This window comes from Rarobacter faecitabidus (genome assembly GCF_006716265.1).
Lineage (GTDB): Bacteria > Actinomycetota > Actinomycetes > Actinomycetales > Cellulomonadaceae > Rarobacter > Rarobacter faecitabidus.
The window spans coordinates 407826-424075 of record NZ_VFOS01000001.1 but is presented as its reverse complement, the minus strand read 5'-3'; the positions used below and the strand labels follow the sequence as shown (position 1 = coordinate 424075).

Sequence of the window (16250 nt, the reverse complement as noted above, 5' to 3'; positions counted from 1 at the left end):
GCCGATGACACTCCCGCGGCCGTGAGCACTTCGGCAGTCCGAATCCTGCGCTGGAAGTGATCGCTGGCAGCCGTAGGCATGCCATGGCTTCGCGGCTCGCTCATCGCGCTCGGCCTGCCACGCATGCATAGCCCCGGCGTCGCGCGCAGTGGCAGGGCGACCACTCGCGCGACGCCTTGATCTCGCACGATGCCTCGATCGGCTGGCTTCACCTCAACCCAGCGGCCCGCGTACCACTGGAATTGTCACTGGTTCGACCGCGCTGGACACCGGTTGCAGCACGGCAATCGATCCCTCGACCTGTGGCGCGCCCGCGACCAGGGCGACGTCGAACCGCTCACCCGCGGCGGCAGGCACGTCGATCGTGATGGCAGCCACGCTCCCTGCCGGGCCCAGGGAGGCGAGATCTATCGCGGCAGGGCTAAGGAGATCGAGCTCCAGCTGCCGGGTGGTGAGTTCGGTTCCGGCGGCGTCGTAGGCCGTGATCCGAGCCGACGTCGTGGCGGGGGCGGATTCCGGTGCGGTATCGCCCACGATGGGAACCCGCGCGATGGCCGCCAGCAGTGCTTCTCCGTCCGCCGGGCTGCGCACGATCGTCAGCGTGCCGGATACTTGGCTCGGCACGGGGATCACGATGCGCCCGTCATCTTGGTCGCCGCGCCGAGACTGGACCCATGCGAAGTCACCACTGGTCCCCACATCGACGCTCAGGCTTCCCTCCGTGGAACTGATCGTGCCCCCACGTCGCACCGACTTCGCCCCGGCCACGACTGGCCCGTCCGCGGCCACCACGATCGCGTATTCGCCCGCCGGAACATCGCCGAGCGACACATCGGTGACCTGCCCCCGCGTCAGGGGCACCTCCTGGGCGCCGCGCAACGGCTGCACTCCTGACGCCGTGACGAGCCGCACCGAGGCATTCGCGTCGCCGTCTGTCGCGAGCAACCGCAACAGCGCACCGCGCTCGTCCCCGATCGCGCTGCCGTCGACGGCGACACCGGGCAGTACTTGCACGTTCCCAGGACCATCGCCCGCGGGCGCGAGGTCGATACCGATCGGCACGAGTCCGTCGAGGGAGTTCTGCGCAACCGATGCGGTCACGTAGCCGCCGTCGGTCTCCACATGCACGACGATTCGCGATTCGGCGGGGACGAGCGCTCCGAGGGGCACGACCTGAGTGGCTCCCGGCGCTATCGCGATCACGTCGGTGTTCTCGCCCTCGGTGGCCAGGATCGAGCCGTATACCGACACCGTGGCCGTCACCGCCGTGAGGCCTGGATTGTTGATGACGACCTCCGACGCGTTGCCGGGCTCGGTGCTGCCCGCCACGATCCACTGATCGGGGGACGGCGGAACGCACGTGCCCGCGGTCAGTCCGCGAAGGTCACCGCTGGGAGTCCATTGCGCGATGGCGCCGGCGGGTCGGGCTCCGGGCGCCCCGGGGGAGGCATCCGGCACCGCCCCGATGATCGTCGTCGCGGACGGCCAGGCGGGCGCGGCCACCTGCGCGACCACGGCTATCGGGTCAGAACCTCGAAGCGATGCCCGAGGCGCCGCCGCATTCGCCTCCTGGCCGCGTGCATCGATCGCCGATGCCTCCGTCAGCGCATCCGCACGGGATTCGGTGAGCGTAAAGGACTGCTGAGCCGAACTCGGGTCGTCCGAGGAAGGCTCGGCGGACTCGTCCTGAATGGCCTCCGTCAACGGCGCCGGACAGGACAGGACAACCTGCGCGGGCGTCACGCGCACGTCGCTCGCGCCGACGTTCCCGGAATCGCCCGGCAGCGCAGCAGGCCCGGCCACTGACGGAATGAGTAGTGCGCCGCCCGCGAGAGCCAGCACGGCAACGGAACTAGCGATCTGCCCGATCCTGCTCATCGGTCGCCTCCCGTTCTGCGCCTGATTGGCAGCGCCAGTAGCGCGAAGATCAGGAAAACGCTGCCCTGGACGGCCAGCCAGGCGGTCTTGCTCGTCCGTTCGTAGGACAGCGTGAGGGTTCCCGCTTCCGAGCCGACCGCGAACCCTAGCAGCCCATCCTCGCGCGGGACCTGCGGGAGTTCCCTGCCGTTCAGTCGGGCAACCCATCCGGGTGCCGTTCGCTCAGCCACCGCCAAGATGCGATCGGCCGGGCCGGCTGGAATGACAGCCGCGACGGAAAGCCCTTCGGCGGGCAGGTCCAGCACTGTCTCTTCGGAATTCGCGGTCGCGAGCCTCGCCCACGACACATCGGCACCGTCCGTGGAGTTCACCACGCGCCATACGATGTTGCGCCTACCCTGCGTCATGCGCTGCATACCCACCGCGCTGTCGATGCGATCGGCGATGGTCGCGCTCTTGCCGTTCGCGCTCTCGAGCAGTACCGCACCGATACCGAATCTCGTGAGCTGCGCGACCGCATCGGCACCGTATGAGCCGCCCAGCGCACCGACCACCGGGGCGAGCGGATCGTCGCCTCCCCGCAGGCTTGCGACGCCCACGACGGCGGACGATTCGGTAATCAACGTGGAATCGCCCCGCAGGAGCCGATACTCGAGCCGTTTTGGCGTGCCGCTAATCGCCAACACGCGAACCGCGCGATCGGATCGCTGCATGGCCTGCGCGACGGCGGGCACCTGCGCCCGCGACACGGCCTCAATACTCGAGCCGTCCCGCACGCCGCGAACCTGGCTTACGAGCGCCGCGCCCATGGGCACGACGATCGCGATGGCGAGCGCTCCAACCCCCACCTGGCGCCAGCCGAAGGAATGACGGGACGCCGCTGTGCCCAGCCCGCTGAGTGCGGACACGGCCGCGGCCGTCAGTCCCAGCACCGCAAGTGACGCGCCCGCGCCCCACCACCCCGTGGCGAGCGTGCCACCTGCGACGGAGACTGCGGTATTGCTTGACACGGCCGCGATCGTCAGCCCGAGGGCGCCAATCAGCCAACCAGCCCGCGCGATGCGGGCTGGGATCCCGGTTCGCAGCAGGCCCGCCACGGCCAGCCCCACCATCAGGATCGCGATTGTCACGGCGGCGGGCAGCGGCCACTGCATGAAGCTCGTCAGGGTGCGCTGCCCCGGCTCGACCCCGAACGCAGCGCGCCACCAGGGCCCTCCGAGCGAGACGGATGGCCCCCCCGGGTCCGCAACGAGCATGCGCCAGCCGCCTGCGCCCCAGGTCGCGACCACGCGCACGAGCAGGGGGGCGAGGAGGGCAAATGCGGGAAGCGGGATGAGCCACCAGCCTCCTCGGCCGGCGGTTCCCCGCCTGCTGGCGGCGACGCCCGCGATCAGCACCAGCCCGCTGAGCGGCAGCAGGAGCACGGGTGCGGCCGCGCTCAGCAGCGCGAGGAACAGTCCCGCTGCGCCCACTGCGACCAGCGATCCCCGCCCCGATTGCCCGAGGGTTCGTCCGGCGAGGGCCTCATCCCGCAGTGGATCAGTGCGGACGACGCCGACTGCGAGCGCGAGCGACAGCGCGAACCATGGCAGGGTCGCGTGGACGAGCAGTGCACCCAGGTGCCCGCCGCTCAACCCGGCGAAAAAGGCTGGCTGCGCCACCCACGCCAGAACAGCCCATGCCCTGGCTACCAGCGAGCGCGTGATCAGGCCGGCCGCGTACCAAGCACCTACTCCGCCGATGACGATGGTGAGGCAGATCAGCAGAGCGATAGCGGCCGTCAGGCTTCCGCCGGTGAGCACCAGTACCGGGGCGAGTCCTGCCACCAGCGGGTCGACAGGAGCGGATGATCCCAGTGACTGCGTGTTCCAGCCCGAGGAGATGGCGTTCCACCATGTCCCCCAGGTACCGACGCCGGGTAGCAGCGCACCGCCCACGAGCAGTTCGTGCTGCCGCAGCGCACGCAACGGCTCACGCAGGGTGACTGCCGATAGGGCGATGAGCATGATCACGAGGGCGGTGAGCGCGGCGCGCTGACGGCGGAGCTCCGAGAGTCGCGCGGCCCACTGAAGCTCGTCGCCGCGCCGCTGCGACCTGCGCTGCGCCGCGCGTGCGAGTCGCTGATCGCGATCGGCCCCAAGGATGTTCCGGCGAGTCGCGAGAAGCGGTTTCAGCGTGCGGCGCGGAACGCGCGTGACGCGCCCCAGAGAGTATCGGGCCAGGACGATCCGCATGACGCGCGAGGCGAGCCAGAATGGGGCGAACAACTCGTCCACCGCCTGGCCCGGCTGTTTGACGGCGACGCGCCACAGCGCGCGGGGAATGACGGCCAGGAAATACCAGAACGGGAGAAGCAGCCACGCGACGCCGGGGGCGTGCACGGCGCGCAGATAGAGCCATGAGCGTAGCCGGGCGCCGTACGAGCGATCGGCCGAGCCCTCCGAGATCGCACTCGGATCGTGTGCGCCGTGGAGCGCGAGCTGGGCGTGTTCGACGATCGCCGTCGGCACAACGATGACGCGCCCGCCCGCGCGCCGAACGCGCACACAGAAGTCGAGCGAGTCACGGAACGGGCCCAGGGCCGCGTCCGGGCCGCGAAGCGAATCCCAAACGCCTCTGCGGACCAACGCCCCGGCGAGTCCGACGGCAAGCACGTCCTCGCGACCATCGTGCTGGCCCTGGTCTATCTCGCCTCGATCCATGTCCGTCAGGCGCCGGCCGCCGGGCGACACGGTGTACCCCACCTCAATGAGGCGATCCGGCTCGTTCCACATGACCTGTTTCGCTCCCGCGACCGCTACGGTCTCGGCACCCGCGGTGGCGAGCCGCAGCTCCTGCAGGGCGTCCGGAAGAGGGGCAGAGTCGGCGTGTAGCAACCACAACCACTCGGTCTGCGGAATGCGGGCGTCGAGCAGGGCTCGGCGCACGGCCGCACCGAAGTTCTTGGCCCCGGGCGCATCGATCGGCAGCAACGCCACTGCGCCGGGAACGTCGATGTCGGCGACGATAGCGGCGGCGTCGGCACCAGCCGAAGCATCCACCACTACGAGGGTGGCGGGAAGGCGTGCTTGACTCAGTGCCGCGCGGATGGTGCGGCGCGCCACGGGCGACGCGCCACGGGCGACGATCAGGGCGACGACATCGTCGTCGACGATCGCCGACTCCGGCTCAGGCGCGTCGCTTGAGCTTGCGTCGCTCACGCTCGGACAAGCCTCCCCAGATGCCGAATCGCTCGTCGTTCGCGAGCGCATACTCAAGACATTCGGCCTTGACCTCGCAGCGCACGCAGACTCGCTTGGCTTCGCGCGTCGATCCGCCCTTCTCAGGGAAGAACGCCTCGGGGTCCGTCTGTGCGCACAGCGCGCGATCCTGCCAGGACTGGGCCGTCTCGTAGGCGTCGTCGCCGTGCAGCAGCGAGAGAATGTTCAGTTGCGCGGGCGTCGCAGCACGCTCGACATCGGATGGCAACGGCCCGTCGGGGTCAAGGATGTTCCACACGCGCACACCTCCTGTATTGCGTTCGCCGCTCATTCTTGGGTTGCGAGCTACGTCGCGGTTTCCCGCGTCCCAGGCCCCGGCAAGGTCCCGCGCCCGCAACGAACCTCACCATCGTATCGGTGAAATTACATCCATGTCATCTTCGTCCCACTTTGCCTCCACCGCAAGTGCACTGAGCAAATTGTCCGGGTTTCGGAAATATCTGCGCGGTCACGGCGGGACACGACTGACTATGATGGCGAATCATGTCTATATCGCCCATAGCCCAGGCGCTGAGCTCGCTTCAAGCGCTCGGCCAGCGGCCAGCTCTCACCTGGTATTCCGGTTCCGGGGAGCGACTGGAACTTTCCGGAGACGTAACCCTCAACTGGCTGAACAAGACCGCGAACTTCCTCGTCGATTCCGCGGCGGAACCCGGGACACGCGTCCTGCTGGATCTGCCACCGCACTGGCGCACGATCGTCTGGGGCGTTGCGACCCTTCGTACAGGAGCGACCGCGGTGCCCGCGAAAACCGCCGACGCCGCTGAGCGCACATTCGAAGTCGTCATCACCGACCGGGCGGCAGGTCCGCATCCCGATGCGGACCTGATCGCCGTCGTCACGCTGGCAGCGCTCGCGCGGCGCTACCCCGGCGAACTTCCCGCCGGACTCGTCGACGCCGGGCCAGCGGTGATGGGCAGCGCCGATTCGATCATCTACCTGCCGGGCGCGAACCCCGCAGCCACCGCCCTCGACCTCGGCACCAGCCAGGTGGCGTACGGGGATCTGCTCGATTGGCTCGCCGCGGGGCCAGCCGTACCAGCCGGTGCGCGCGTGGCGGTCCGGGTGCCCGGCGCTGGCGCGGCAGAGCCGACAAGCACACTATTGGCCGGCGTGCTCCGCCTCGCCTTATCGGCATGGCTGGCGGGCGGCTCGATCGTCCTGGTGTCCGAGGTGCAGGACGATTCGAAGTTCGCGTCGATCGCCGCGTCCGAGCGAGCCGACGTAACGGGAATCGGCATATGAGTAGGGCGCGCAGCCTCATCCGTCGACTGCGAATACTGATCGCCAGGCGCCCACCCGAAGTCCTCGCGATCCTCCCGGTTTACAACGTGGCGGAGTACCTGCAGGAGTGCCTGGACAGCCTCTTCGCACAGGATTTCTCCGACTTCGTGGTCGTCGCCGTCAATGACGGCTCGAGCGATGGGTCGGGATCGATCCTCGAGCGGGCGGCCAAGAAAGACCGCCGACTGATCGTCATCAACCAGGCCAATCGTGGCCTCGGTGCCGCTCGCAACCGCGCACTCGCCCTCTGGCGCAGCCGCCCCGCAGCACGTCCTCGCTACGTGACGTTCCTTGATTCCGACGACGTGCTTCCGCCCGGCGCAATCGGGGCCCTGCGCGGCTCGCTGAAGCGGACGGGCAGCGACCTCGCGGTCGGATCCATCGAGCGCTTCACCGACGACGCCTCGAAGACGTGGCGACCGTCGTGGTCCGTCATCGCCCACGATGAGGAACGCCAAGCGACCTCCATCACCGAGTTTCCGCTCGCGCTCATGGACATCGTGGCCTGCAACCGAATGGTGACCAGGACATTCTGGGACAGCACCATCGGCGCGTTCCCCGAGGGCGTCGTGTACGAGGACCACGTGCCCATGCTGACCCTCTACACGAGGGCAACGAGGTTCGACATGCTGACGCAGGTCACCTACCTCTGGCGCAAGCGCGAGGACGGCTCATCGCTGGCGCAGCAGAAGCGCGAACTTCAGAACCTGTTGGACCGGACAGCCGCGAAGCGCCTCGGGCTGCGCGAGATCGGGCGGCTCGGCAGCCGCGCCGTCACCAGCGCGTATGCGAGGCGCGTCCTGGCCATCGATCTCTACGGCTTCATCATTGAGGGCGACCTGCGCAACGACGCCTACTGGGAGGCGCTGCGAGCTTTCGCCCTGCCGTTCGCGGCCATCGCCGATGAGGACATGCCGATCTGGCTCGCCATCAACTCTCGTCACGCCGTCGCCGCATGGCTGTTGGCTCACGGCCGGCGAGAGTCACTCATCGCGCTCAGCACCGCCGAAGACAAGCGCGTTCAACTCGCCGAGACCCCCGCCGGCGAGACAGTCTTGGCGACCACCGTGGAGGCTGCGGACGCCGATATGCCGCTGGCTGTGCGGCAGTTCAATGATCGGCAGGCGCAACCGCTGGTCAGGGTCGTCGGGGTCCGAGAGGGCGCAGGGGAACTCGTACTCACCCTGCGAGTGCGCATACGCGAAGCAGACCCCACCACCATCACCGCGGTGGCACTCAAGCGCACGACCGGGGACGGCGTGCTCGCTACCGGCAAGCGCACCTCGGACGAGCGATGGGATCTCACGATCACGGCGGTTGATCTCGCAGCGGCCACGCAGCGGGACCCGGGCAACAGCATCGAGTTACGCGTAACCGTCCTCGATGATTGGCACCGATCGGCACCCATCAGGGTGACGCGCAAGCCCCTCGCTAAGATGAAGGATGCGAGCGCGCTGACCGGCATCTTGGTGGATGCCGAACACGGGGCGCTGCACTCGATTCATCCCGCCTAGATCAACGACCTGGCGGGCTTCGCCCGGAGTCGAGGACCACCGAACCAACCAAGGATGTGACGTGCTGCGGATCCGGAAGATCAACGCCGAGCCCGACCACACGCCAAGCCCGGCGAGGGCATCGCTTCCGCGCTACGCGGTCGCTGTCGCCTATCTCGCGGGCGCCACGGCCGCTTGCCTGGCGTTGCTGCAACACTCCTCGGGCACGGCCGAACCGTGGCTCGTGGTAGCGGCAGCGATCGCCTTCGCCACGGCCGTGGCACTCAACATCTACGCGACTGCGCGCGAGACCCGCTCGCTCACGGCATTCATCCGGTTCAGCGCCACGGCCCTGCTCGGCGCCGTGGCCGTGGAACCCCTGGGCGGTTCCCAGCGCGCCTGGTCGGGGATCGCGCTCGTGCTCCTGCTGCTGGTCCAATTGATCGAGCCCGTCATCTTCGCGGCACGGCGCCGGAATCCCATCTGGTCTCGCAACCTGCCTGGCGCACGAGAATCACGCTCGCCGGACAGTTGGGCCGACATCCTGGTCGTCGTGGGGCTCGCCCCGTGGGCCGGAGCCGCACTATCCGCCTTCTCGGACAACAGCCCTGCAGCGTGGCTCACTGGCGCCGGCCTGAATCTCGCCGTGGGCGCCGGGATGTTCCTGGTCGTCGCGTGGATCAACATCACGCTACCGCGCAGACAGGCGGCGTTCGCCGCCGTGCTGCGCGACTACGACCCGGAGTTCGTCATCTATACGGCACGGCCCGACGACGCGAGCTACCAGGTCAGCATGTGGCTGCCCTACCTGCAGCGCACTGGGCGGCGCTTCATCATCGTGACCCGCTCAGACCGGGCCGCGACCGCACTCGCCGAGCTGACGGATGCGCCAGTGGTCAAGCTCGCCTCGCAGCGCAGCCTCGAATGGCTGCTGACCCCCGCGATGGGAGCGGCGTTCTACGTCAATGCCTCGTCGGGAAACAACGCGCTGGTGCGGCACAGTGGGATCGCGCATGTCTACCTCGGGCACGGCGACTCGGACAAACCGCCGTCGTACAACCCGACCCACGCGATGTACGATCGCGTGTTCGCCGCCGGCCAGGGGGCCATCGATCGGTACGCAGCCCACGGCGTCCGCATCCCCCGCGATAAGTTCCGGATCGTGGGCCGACCGCAGGTATCCGACATCACGGCCCGGAACGAGCGCGGCGGGCTCACGGCCGATCAGGCCACCGTGCTGTACGCGCCAACGTGGCGCGGACACGTCGGCGCGACCGCATTCCAATCGCTCCATCTCGGCGAGCAACTGGTCCGGGGCCTGCTCGATCGGGGCGCGACGGTCATCTTCCGCCCGCACCCATTCAGCTACGAGTTCCCCGAGGACGCTGCGGCGATCGCACGGGTTCAGGCACTCCTGTCCGCAGACGCCGCCCAGACCGGCCGCGCTCACCGCTACGGCGCGGCGGCGGAGAAGGACCTCAGCGTCATCGAATGCATGAACCTGGCGGACGCGATGATCTCCGACGTCTCCTCCGTCGTATCGGACTTCCTCTACTCCGGGAAGCCGTTCGCAATGGTCGCCGTGAGCGAACCCGCGAGTAGCTTCGTGACCACGTATCCGGTCGCGAAGGGCGCATACGTGATCGAGGCCGACCTCGGCAACTACGGTGAGGTACTGCGCGACATTTTCGGCGCCGACCCGCTAGCCGATGCCCGCCAGCTCACGCGTGCCTACTATCTGGGCGACTTCGACGGCGAGGACTATGATTCACACTTCGTGTCAGCGGTTGGCGACGCCATCGCCGACGGACTGGCGAAGCGCGAGTCCCGCACGGGATATCGCGGCGGCCAGGACGACAGCGATGACCATTCCGAGAACGCGAGCGGCGATGTCGATTCAGAAGCCGCACTCGACTCCGACGCGGGCCCCGGCGCCATGGGCGACATGCGGCCGTTCTATGAAACGCTCCGACTGGCGCGGACCGCTCGGCGGACTCCAACGGTCCGGTCCATTCTGCGCGCCATCGGTCCGATAACCGCCGCCGCGCTGGCCATCGCCTTTCCGCACTGGATCTTCCCGCTTGCAGCACTTGTAGGCATCGGTATCGGCATGGTCGGCTTGAGCCAGCGCCGACGGGCGCGTGGCGTCACGCTGCGTTCCCTGTACGGGATCGAGAAGCCCTCCTGGGCGGTCCTGACCATCGCATTGGCCAGCGTGCTAGGTGAGAAGGCGGCGCCGCCCGGCTTCCCGACCGTGCTCATCGCGCTGATCCCACTCCTGGGGGCGGTGTTCTGCATCGCCGGATACTTCCTGCAACTGCGCGGCGTCATGGCCTCCCACCTGCCCGGGGTACGCATCGACGCGACGGAGGTGCCGCGATATGTGGTACCTGCCGCCGGTTTCGGCCTGCTCGCGCTGATCGCCGCCCTAGCCGCGGCCATCGCACCGGCCTTCGCCGCCGAGGTTGCGCCCGTGGTCGTCTGGCTCGCGTGGATCGCAGTGGCGGCGAACGCCGTCACGCTGATCGGTGGCGCGATTCGCGCGTGGCGCTCGGCGATCGACGACAGCCAGCTGCACGACATCGTCGCGGCCTACGCGCCGCAGTTCGAGGTGTACTTCGGCGGCAACGCCGCCGGGGACTACCAGTTCGGCATGTGGGCGCAGTACTTCGACCGCATCGACCGCAAGTACATCGTGGTGGCGCGCGATCCTGCTGTCCAGTTGCGCCTGGCCGAACTAACGAGCGCTCCGGTGGTGCTCCGTCCCACGCTGCGCGAACTCGACGACATCGACGTTCCCAGCCTGTCGACGGTGTTCTACGTGAACAACGCCACGCGCAACACGCACATGGTCGAACGAACCCAGTTGATGAACGTCTGGCTGAACCACGGCGACTCCGAGAAGCCCGCCTGCTACAACCCTGTCCACGCCATCTACAACTACATCTTCAGCGCCGGACAGGCCGGCGTGGAACGCTACGCGCGGCATGGCGTGGATATTCCTCCCGAGAAGTTCAAGATCGTCGGCCGCCCGCAGGTCGAGGACATCCAGCCGCTGACGACTCCGATACGCGATGTCGCACAGCCGACCGTGCTGTACGCGCCGACCTGGATCGGCCCGTACAGCGACACCGACGTGTACTCGCTGCCCATCGCTAAGCCCATGCTGGAATCCCTGCTGCGGCGAAATGTTCGGATCATCTTCCGCGCACACCCACTCAACTACACCAAGGACGAGGCAATCGCCTACATAGACGAGTTGCACGAACTGCTGGCGCAGGACGCGCAGCGCACCGGAAGGCAGCACCTGTGGGGTGCCGCCGCCGAAGTCGACATGACCATCACCGACTGCTTCAACGCCTCCGATGCGATGATCTGCGATATCTCCGCGGTGATCTCGGACTACCTGCAGTCGACGAAGCCATTCGCGGTGATGGCGATGCGAAAGACCCAGGACGAGTTGCTCGCGGAGGTCCCCGCCGTGAAGTCGGGATATACGATCCTCGGTGACCTGTCGAACTTGGAACAGCAACTCGACGCGATGCTTGGTGCCGACCCGCTGGGCGAGGACCGCCGCGACATGCGAACCTACTACCTCGGCGGATTTCCGTCCGCGCAGTATGCTGACCACTTCCTGCAGGCGGCTCGCGAGATCATCGATGCCGGGAGACGACCATGACTGCATCCGCGCAAGACCGTGGCACCGTCAGGATCACGCCGCGATTCGTGGTCGGTTCGATCCTGCGTCGCCGCCGCTCGTTGCGGCGGCTCGCCCACACCTGGTCGCTGCCGGTACTCGCCTTCGCCGGCGCCGTGCTCATCGCCCTTGGAAGTTCCGCGGGCTGGCGCATAGCCGGCGTAGCGCTCGGCCTGTACTCCGCGGGCGCCTTCGCCGTCGGTTTCGCCGCGACGAAGCGACGCGGCGAGAACAAGAACTACTACGGCGGTTACGTCTCACTGCGACTCGGGTTGATCGCGGCCGTCTCTGCCGGCTTCATGTGGCAGCGTCCCGGCGAGGCAGGCGCCGTCGCGGCCATCACGATCGCGGCCGTCGCAGCAGTGACGATCGAGCCGCCGCTCAAGACCTGGGTGTGGAAGACCCGCCAGGTGCACACCAACATCCCCGGCCTGCCTACCGTTCCCGCAGTCCCCGCCAGTGCGCGCAGGCTGCCGCTGGCCTCGTGGCTGCTGATCGCGGCCTCCGGAGTCACGGCGGCCGCCGATGTGACCCCCTGGGTACCATTCGCGCTCTGGGCCCTCCTCATCGTGGCGCAGGGTGCGCTATGCGGATGGTCGATCGTCGCCGATCGGATCAGCGGCATGCTGGGGCGCGGCGCGCGAGACGCGGTGCGTGAACTGAAGCCCGAATTCGTCGTCTACTACGCCGCTTCCTCGGGCGTGCGCTACCAACTCGGCGTCTGGCTCCCGTATCTGGAGCGCATCGGCAGGCCGTTCATCGTCATCACCCGCTCGCCCGGCACCGTCCAGGACATCGCCGACCTCACCAGCGCCCCGGTGCTGTGTCCGCTTGACCTCGGCGCGGGCGACCTGGACAACCTCGTCGTCCCCTCGATCAGGGTCGCCTACTACGTTCAGGGCAGCCCAGCCAACCAGACCTTCCAGCGATACCGGAACATCACGCACGTGTGGCTCAATCACGGCGACTCTGACAAGCAGGCGAACTTCCACCCGCGTCACGCCACCTACGACAAGCTCTTCGTCGCCGGCGAACTCGCCATCGAGCGCTACTGGCAGAACGGCATCGACATCCCGCGCGAGAAGTTCACGTTCATCGGGCGCCCGCAGGCCGAGAAGATCGTCGATGCCGCGACGCAGGCCGGCGCCCCGGTGCGCACCATCTTGTATGCACCGACCTGGCAGGGCGGGCGGCCATCGTCGAGCTATTCGTCGCTGATGGTGGGCCCCGAGATCGTCAAGCGGCTGCTCGAACGAGGTCTGACCATCGTGTTCCGCCCGCACCCTCTTAGCCGGAAGGTGCCGCGAGATCTGAAGCAGATCCAGGAGATCACCGCACTGTTGGCGGCCGACGCCGCGAAATCAGGGCGCCAGCACGTCTACGGCGCGCAAGCCGAGACGGCATGGGACGTGCCCGACTGCTTCAACAACGCTGACGCGCTCGTGACGGATGTCTCGTCCTTGGCCACCGACTATCTCGCCAGCGGAAAGCCGCTGGCGATGGTCGCGGTGCTCAGCGGCGGCGAGGAATTCCTCAGCCAGACGCCTCTCGCCCACGTCGCCTATGTCATCGAGAAGGATCTGTCCACGCTGGATCAGGTGATCGACGACCTCACGGGCGACGATCCCAAACGACCGCAAAGACTACGGTTCCGAGCTGTTTGCATGGGAGAATCGCTGGGGATTCACGCAACGGAACCATTCATAGCCGAGTCCCTCCACCTTATCGATGACCCAAGGATCGCCAACTCATGAGCCAGACCCGCATCGCACTTCGCGGATTCCGCGACCCCTTCAAGCCGGTCCAAGCCGCTCAGACTTACAAACGCAATCTCATCGGTCAGAACGTCGGGAACCTCGTCTTCCTGCAGGCCGCTCACCGACTGCTGATGCGCGACGACTACGACATCAGGCTCACGTTGAAGATGCGTGACGCGTCGGATGCGGCGTGGCTGGACAGGAACGCCGATCACCTCGTGGTCCCACTGGCCAATGCGTTCCGCCCGGCGTTCGCCAATCGCCTCGAGGAGATGGCGCAGTGCATCCGGAAGCTGAAGATTCCGGTGACGGTCCTCGGCGTGGGCGCGCAGGCAACCGTCTCCGGCAAGACCAGCAAGATCGACCCCATGTCTCGAGAGGTGAAGTCGTTCGTCTCGGCGGTGCTGGATCACGGACCGACCATCGGCGTGCGCGGCGAGTTCACCCGAGACTACCTCATCTCCCTGGGCTTCTCGGACTCGGATGTCGAGGTGATCGGCTGCCCATCGATCTTCCACTACGGGCCCGATCTGCCGGAACTGCGCATTCCGAGCGCGCCCTTCACGTCAGAGACGCCGCTCGCGGTGAATATCTCTCCCTACGTCCACTCGATGGGTCCGATTCTCCGCTCGAATCAGGAACATTACCGCGACCTGACCTACTTCGGCCAGGACCTGCACACCCTTGGCCTACTGCTCGGCGGCGAGTACCGCGGCACGGGCAAGCACCCCGACCTCCCGCTGACCCACGACCATCCGATGCTCGCGGGCGATCAGACGGTGTTCTGCCTGGACCCGCGCGTCTGGTACGAGGAACTGGCCAAGCGGGAGTTCTCATTCGGAACGCGCATTCACGGAAACATCGCGGCATTGCTGGCCGGGACGCCCGCGGTCGTGCTCGCGCATGACTCGCGCACTCTCGAACTGGCGCGCTACTTCGACATCCCGTTCGCCAAGATCCAGAAACTGGATCCGGGCACGCTCGCGCAGGAACTCTTCGCGAACGCTGACTACACCCAGTACTCGGCCGGCCATGCGGAACGATGGAACAGGTTCACCACCTATATGAACGCCCACGGTCTCAAGCACGCCTACCAGCCTGGGGGTACCGCTGAGGAGTTCGACGCGAAGATCGCGGCGGCCGACTTTGCGCCCCCTGTCCGCCTCACCGAGCAGGCGCTACGGAAGCCGATCAGCACGCAGACCTCGATGGAACGGCGCGCCGAGCGAAAGGCCCGCCTGGCCGAGCTCGCAAGTCGGGGCGCGAACGGCGAGCCCGCCGACACACCGGCCGCCTCGAATAGGAAGCCGAGCATCGTTGCGCGGATTCGCAGGAAACTGGCGAAGTAGCGGCATCCCGCGTACGAAGGCGGGTGTATCCTGACCGCTCTATCCGGTCACGATACACCCGCCTTTTCGCCAGCCGCTGGTGCCTATTCCTGCTCGCGGCGGACGTCCACCACGACCCCCGTGCTCTCTGTGGTGAGCACGGCGAGTGCCGACACCGCGACATCGTCCGCAGACAACAGCGTCCCGGGTGGTTCCTCACCGAAGGCATTCGACCGCATCGGCGTCGCCGTGCGCTCCGGATTGATCACGTTGACCTTGATGCCCGCGCTCGCCCACTCCTCACTGAGCGCCTGCGTCAGGTTGACGACGGCCGCCTTGGTGGACGAATAGATCGAGTAGTTTTCCCGGCCTCTCGTGTAGGAGGACGAGGTGAAGTAGAGCAGATGCCCGCGGCTCTCGCGTAGATGGGGGTACGCGGCCTGCGCGACGTGAATCGGCGCGAGGTAGTTGACGGCAACGGCCTGCGCGACCTCCTCTGGCGTGGTCTCGTTGAGGCGTCCCATACGCAGTACGCCCGCGGTCAGTACGACCGCGTCGATGCGGCCATGCTTGTGGACCGCATCGGCGAACGCGGCGCCGATGGATTCGGCCGACTCGACGTGCAGGCCGGTCGTGGATCGCCCGTGCGATTCGACGAGCGCCCCGGCCTCGCGCGCGATGCGCACCATTTCGGCGCCGATCCCGTACGAGCCGCCGAGCACGACGATGACCTTGTCGCGAAGATCGTGCAAGTCGAGTTCCGGCGCGGGCTGGCTGGCCAGTTGGAAAAGCTTGTCCGCGAGGTAGAGGTCGATCGGGTGGGTCACCTTCATGTTGTGCTCCGCGCCCTCGATCGTCTTGATGGGGACGTCGGGCAGGTAGGTGAGCACTACGCCGCAGTCATCGGTCGCGGCGAACTCGGGATCGCCCTCGGCGAGGTCGTACGCCCGGCGCAGCACGGAGTAGAGGAAGGATTGCGGCGTCTGACCACGGCGCAGGCTCGCGCGCGGTGGGATGTTGGTGATGACCTCGTCCGCGTCAACCTCGACGATCGTGTCGGACGAGGGAATCACCGCATCCACCGCGCCGTACGAGTCCAGGGCCGCTACGGAATCGGCGATGATGCGGTCGTCGATCAGGGGGCGAACGGCATCATGCAGCACGAGTTTCAGCTCGCCGTATTCGGCGGCGTCCGGGCCGACCGCGTCGAGCAGCCTGCGCGTCGTCTCATTGCGCGTCGCCCCGCCCTCGAGAATGCGCGTGAGCTTGCCGAACCGCTCCCCCAGAAGCGTGGCCACCTGCTCCGACCAGCCGGGGGTGATCATCACGATGAGTTCGTCGATCTCCGGGGAGGAGTTCATGGTCGTGACTGTGTGCTCGAGGATCGTCTTCCCGGCGATCTTGACCATCTGCTTGGGGATGCTCAGCCCGACTCGCGAGCCGATACCGCCTGCTAGTACTACTCCAATGGTGCGCACGTACTCCGCCTTGTTGGTCGAGGAATTCTCTTTGCGGGCCGGTCGTCTGGGGTGAGCGGCCACCCGCACCATCGT

The 16250-nt window shown here is 67.3% G+C and carries 9 protein-coding genes; 5 read left to right on the top strand and 4 right to left on the bottom strand.

Translation table 11 applies throughout. The features are described 5' to 3' along the window. Nucleotides 1-213 precede the first annotated feature (213 nt). Genes FB461_RS01890 through FB461_RS01880 form a run of 3 tightly spaced genes read right to left on the bottom strand, consistent with a single transcriptional unit; the run spans nt 214 to nt 5376 of the window. Complete coding sequence (locus FB461_RS01890) at nt 214-1878, bottom strand: DUF5719 family protein (RefSeq protein ID WP_142118445.1); 1665 nt, start codon at nt 1876-1878, stop codon at nt 214-216. Next, nucleotides 1875-5078: a glycosyltransferase gene (locus FB461_RS01885; protein ID WP_170222563.1), complete on the bottom strand. Its 3204-nt coding sequence runs from the start codon at nt 5076-5078 to the stop codon at nt 1875-1877. Before FB461_RS01885 ends, FB461_RS01890 begins: the two co-directional genes overlap by 4 nt. Continuing rightward, the gene (locus FB461_RS01880) at nt 5047-5376 is read right to left on the bottom strand and encodes a WhiB family transcriptional regulator (protein WP_281282055.1); all 330 of its coding nucleotides are present in this window, start codon (nt 5374-5376) and stop codon (nt 5047-5049) included. Before FB461_RS01880 ends, FB461_RS01885 begins: the two co-directional genes overlap by 32 nt. 245 nt (nt 5377-5621) lie before the next feature. Here FB461_RS01880 and FB461_RS01875 point away from each other — a divergent pair, with 245 nt between their 5' ends. The 5 genes from FB461_RS01875 (at nt 5622) to FB461_RS01855 (ending at nt 14718) form a co-directional block, all read left to right on the top strand. Next, nucleotides 5622-6383 carry a TIGR03089 family protein gene (locus FB461_RS01875; RefSeq protein WP_142118440.1) on the top strand — a complete coding sequence of 254 codons (762 nt, stop codon included), beginning with the start codon at nt 5622-5624 and terminating at the stop codon, nt 6381-6383. Next, complete coding sequence (locus FB461_RS01870) at nt 6380-7936, top strand: glycosyltransferase (protein ID WP_170222561.1); 1557 nt, start codon at nt 6380-6382, stop codon at nt 7934-7936. The genes FB461_RS01875 and FB461_RS01870 overlap by 4 nt, the downstream gene beginning before the upstream one ends. A 61-nt stretch (nt 7937-7997) precedes the next feature. Further along, complete coding sequence (locus FB461_RS01865; RefSeq protein WP_170222559.1) at nt 7998-11594, top strand: CDP-glycerol glycerophosphotransferase family protein; 3597 nt, start codon at nt 7998-8000, stop codon at nt 11592-11594. After that, on the top strand, nt 11591-13366 hold the full coding sequence (locus FB461_RS01860; protein ID WP_142118433.1) for a CDP-glycerol glycerophosphotransferase family protein: 1776 nt from the start codon (nt 11591-11593) through the stop codon (nt 13364-13366). Before FB461_RS01865 ends, FB461_RS01860 begins: the two co-directional genes overlap by 4 nt. Further along, nucleotides 13363-14718: a polysaccharide pyruvyl transferase family protein gene (locus FB461_RS01855; RefSeq protein WP_142118431.1), complete on the top strand. Its 1356-nt coding sequence runs from the start codon at nt 13363-13365 to the stop codon at nt 14716-14718. Before FB461_RS01860 ends, FB461_RS01855 begins: the two co-directional genes overlap by 4 nt. 83 nt (nt 14719-14801) lie before the next feature. On the opposite strand, the gene FB461_RS01850 is transcribed toward FB461_RS01855, so the two are convergent. Next, nucleotides 14802-16238, bottom strand: coding sequence for a bifunctional cytidylyltransferase/SDR family oxidoreductase (locus tag FB461_RS01850; protein WP_246045959.1), 1437 nt, complete (start codon nt 16236-16238; stop codon nt 14802-14804). Between the last annotated feature and the right edge of the window lie 12 nt (nt 16239-16250).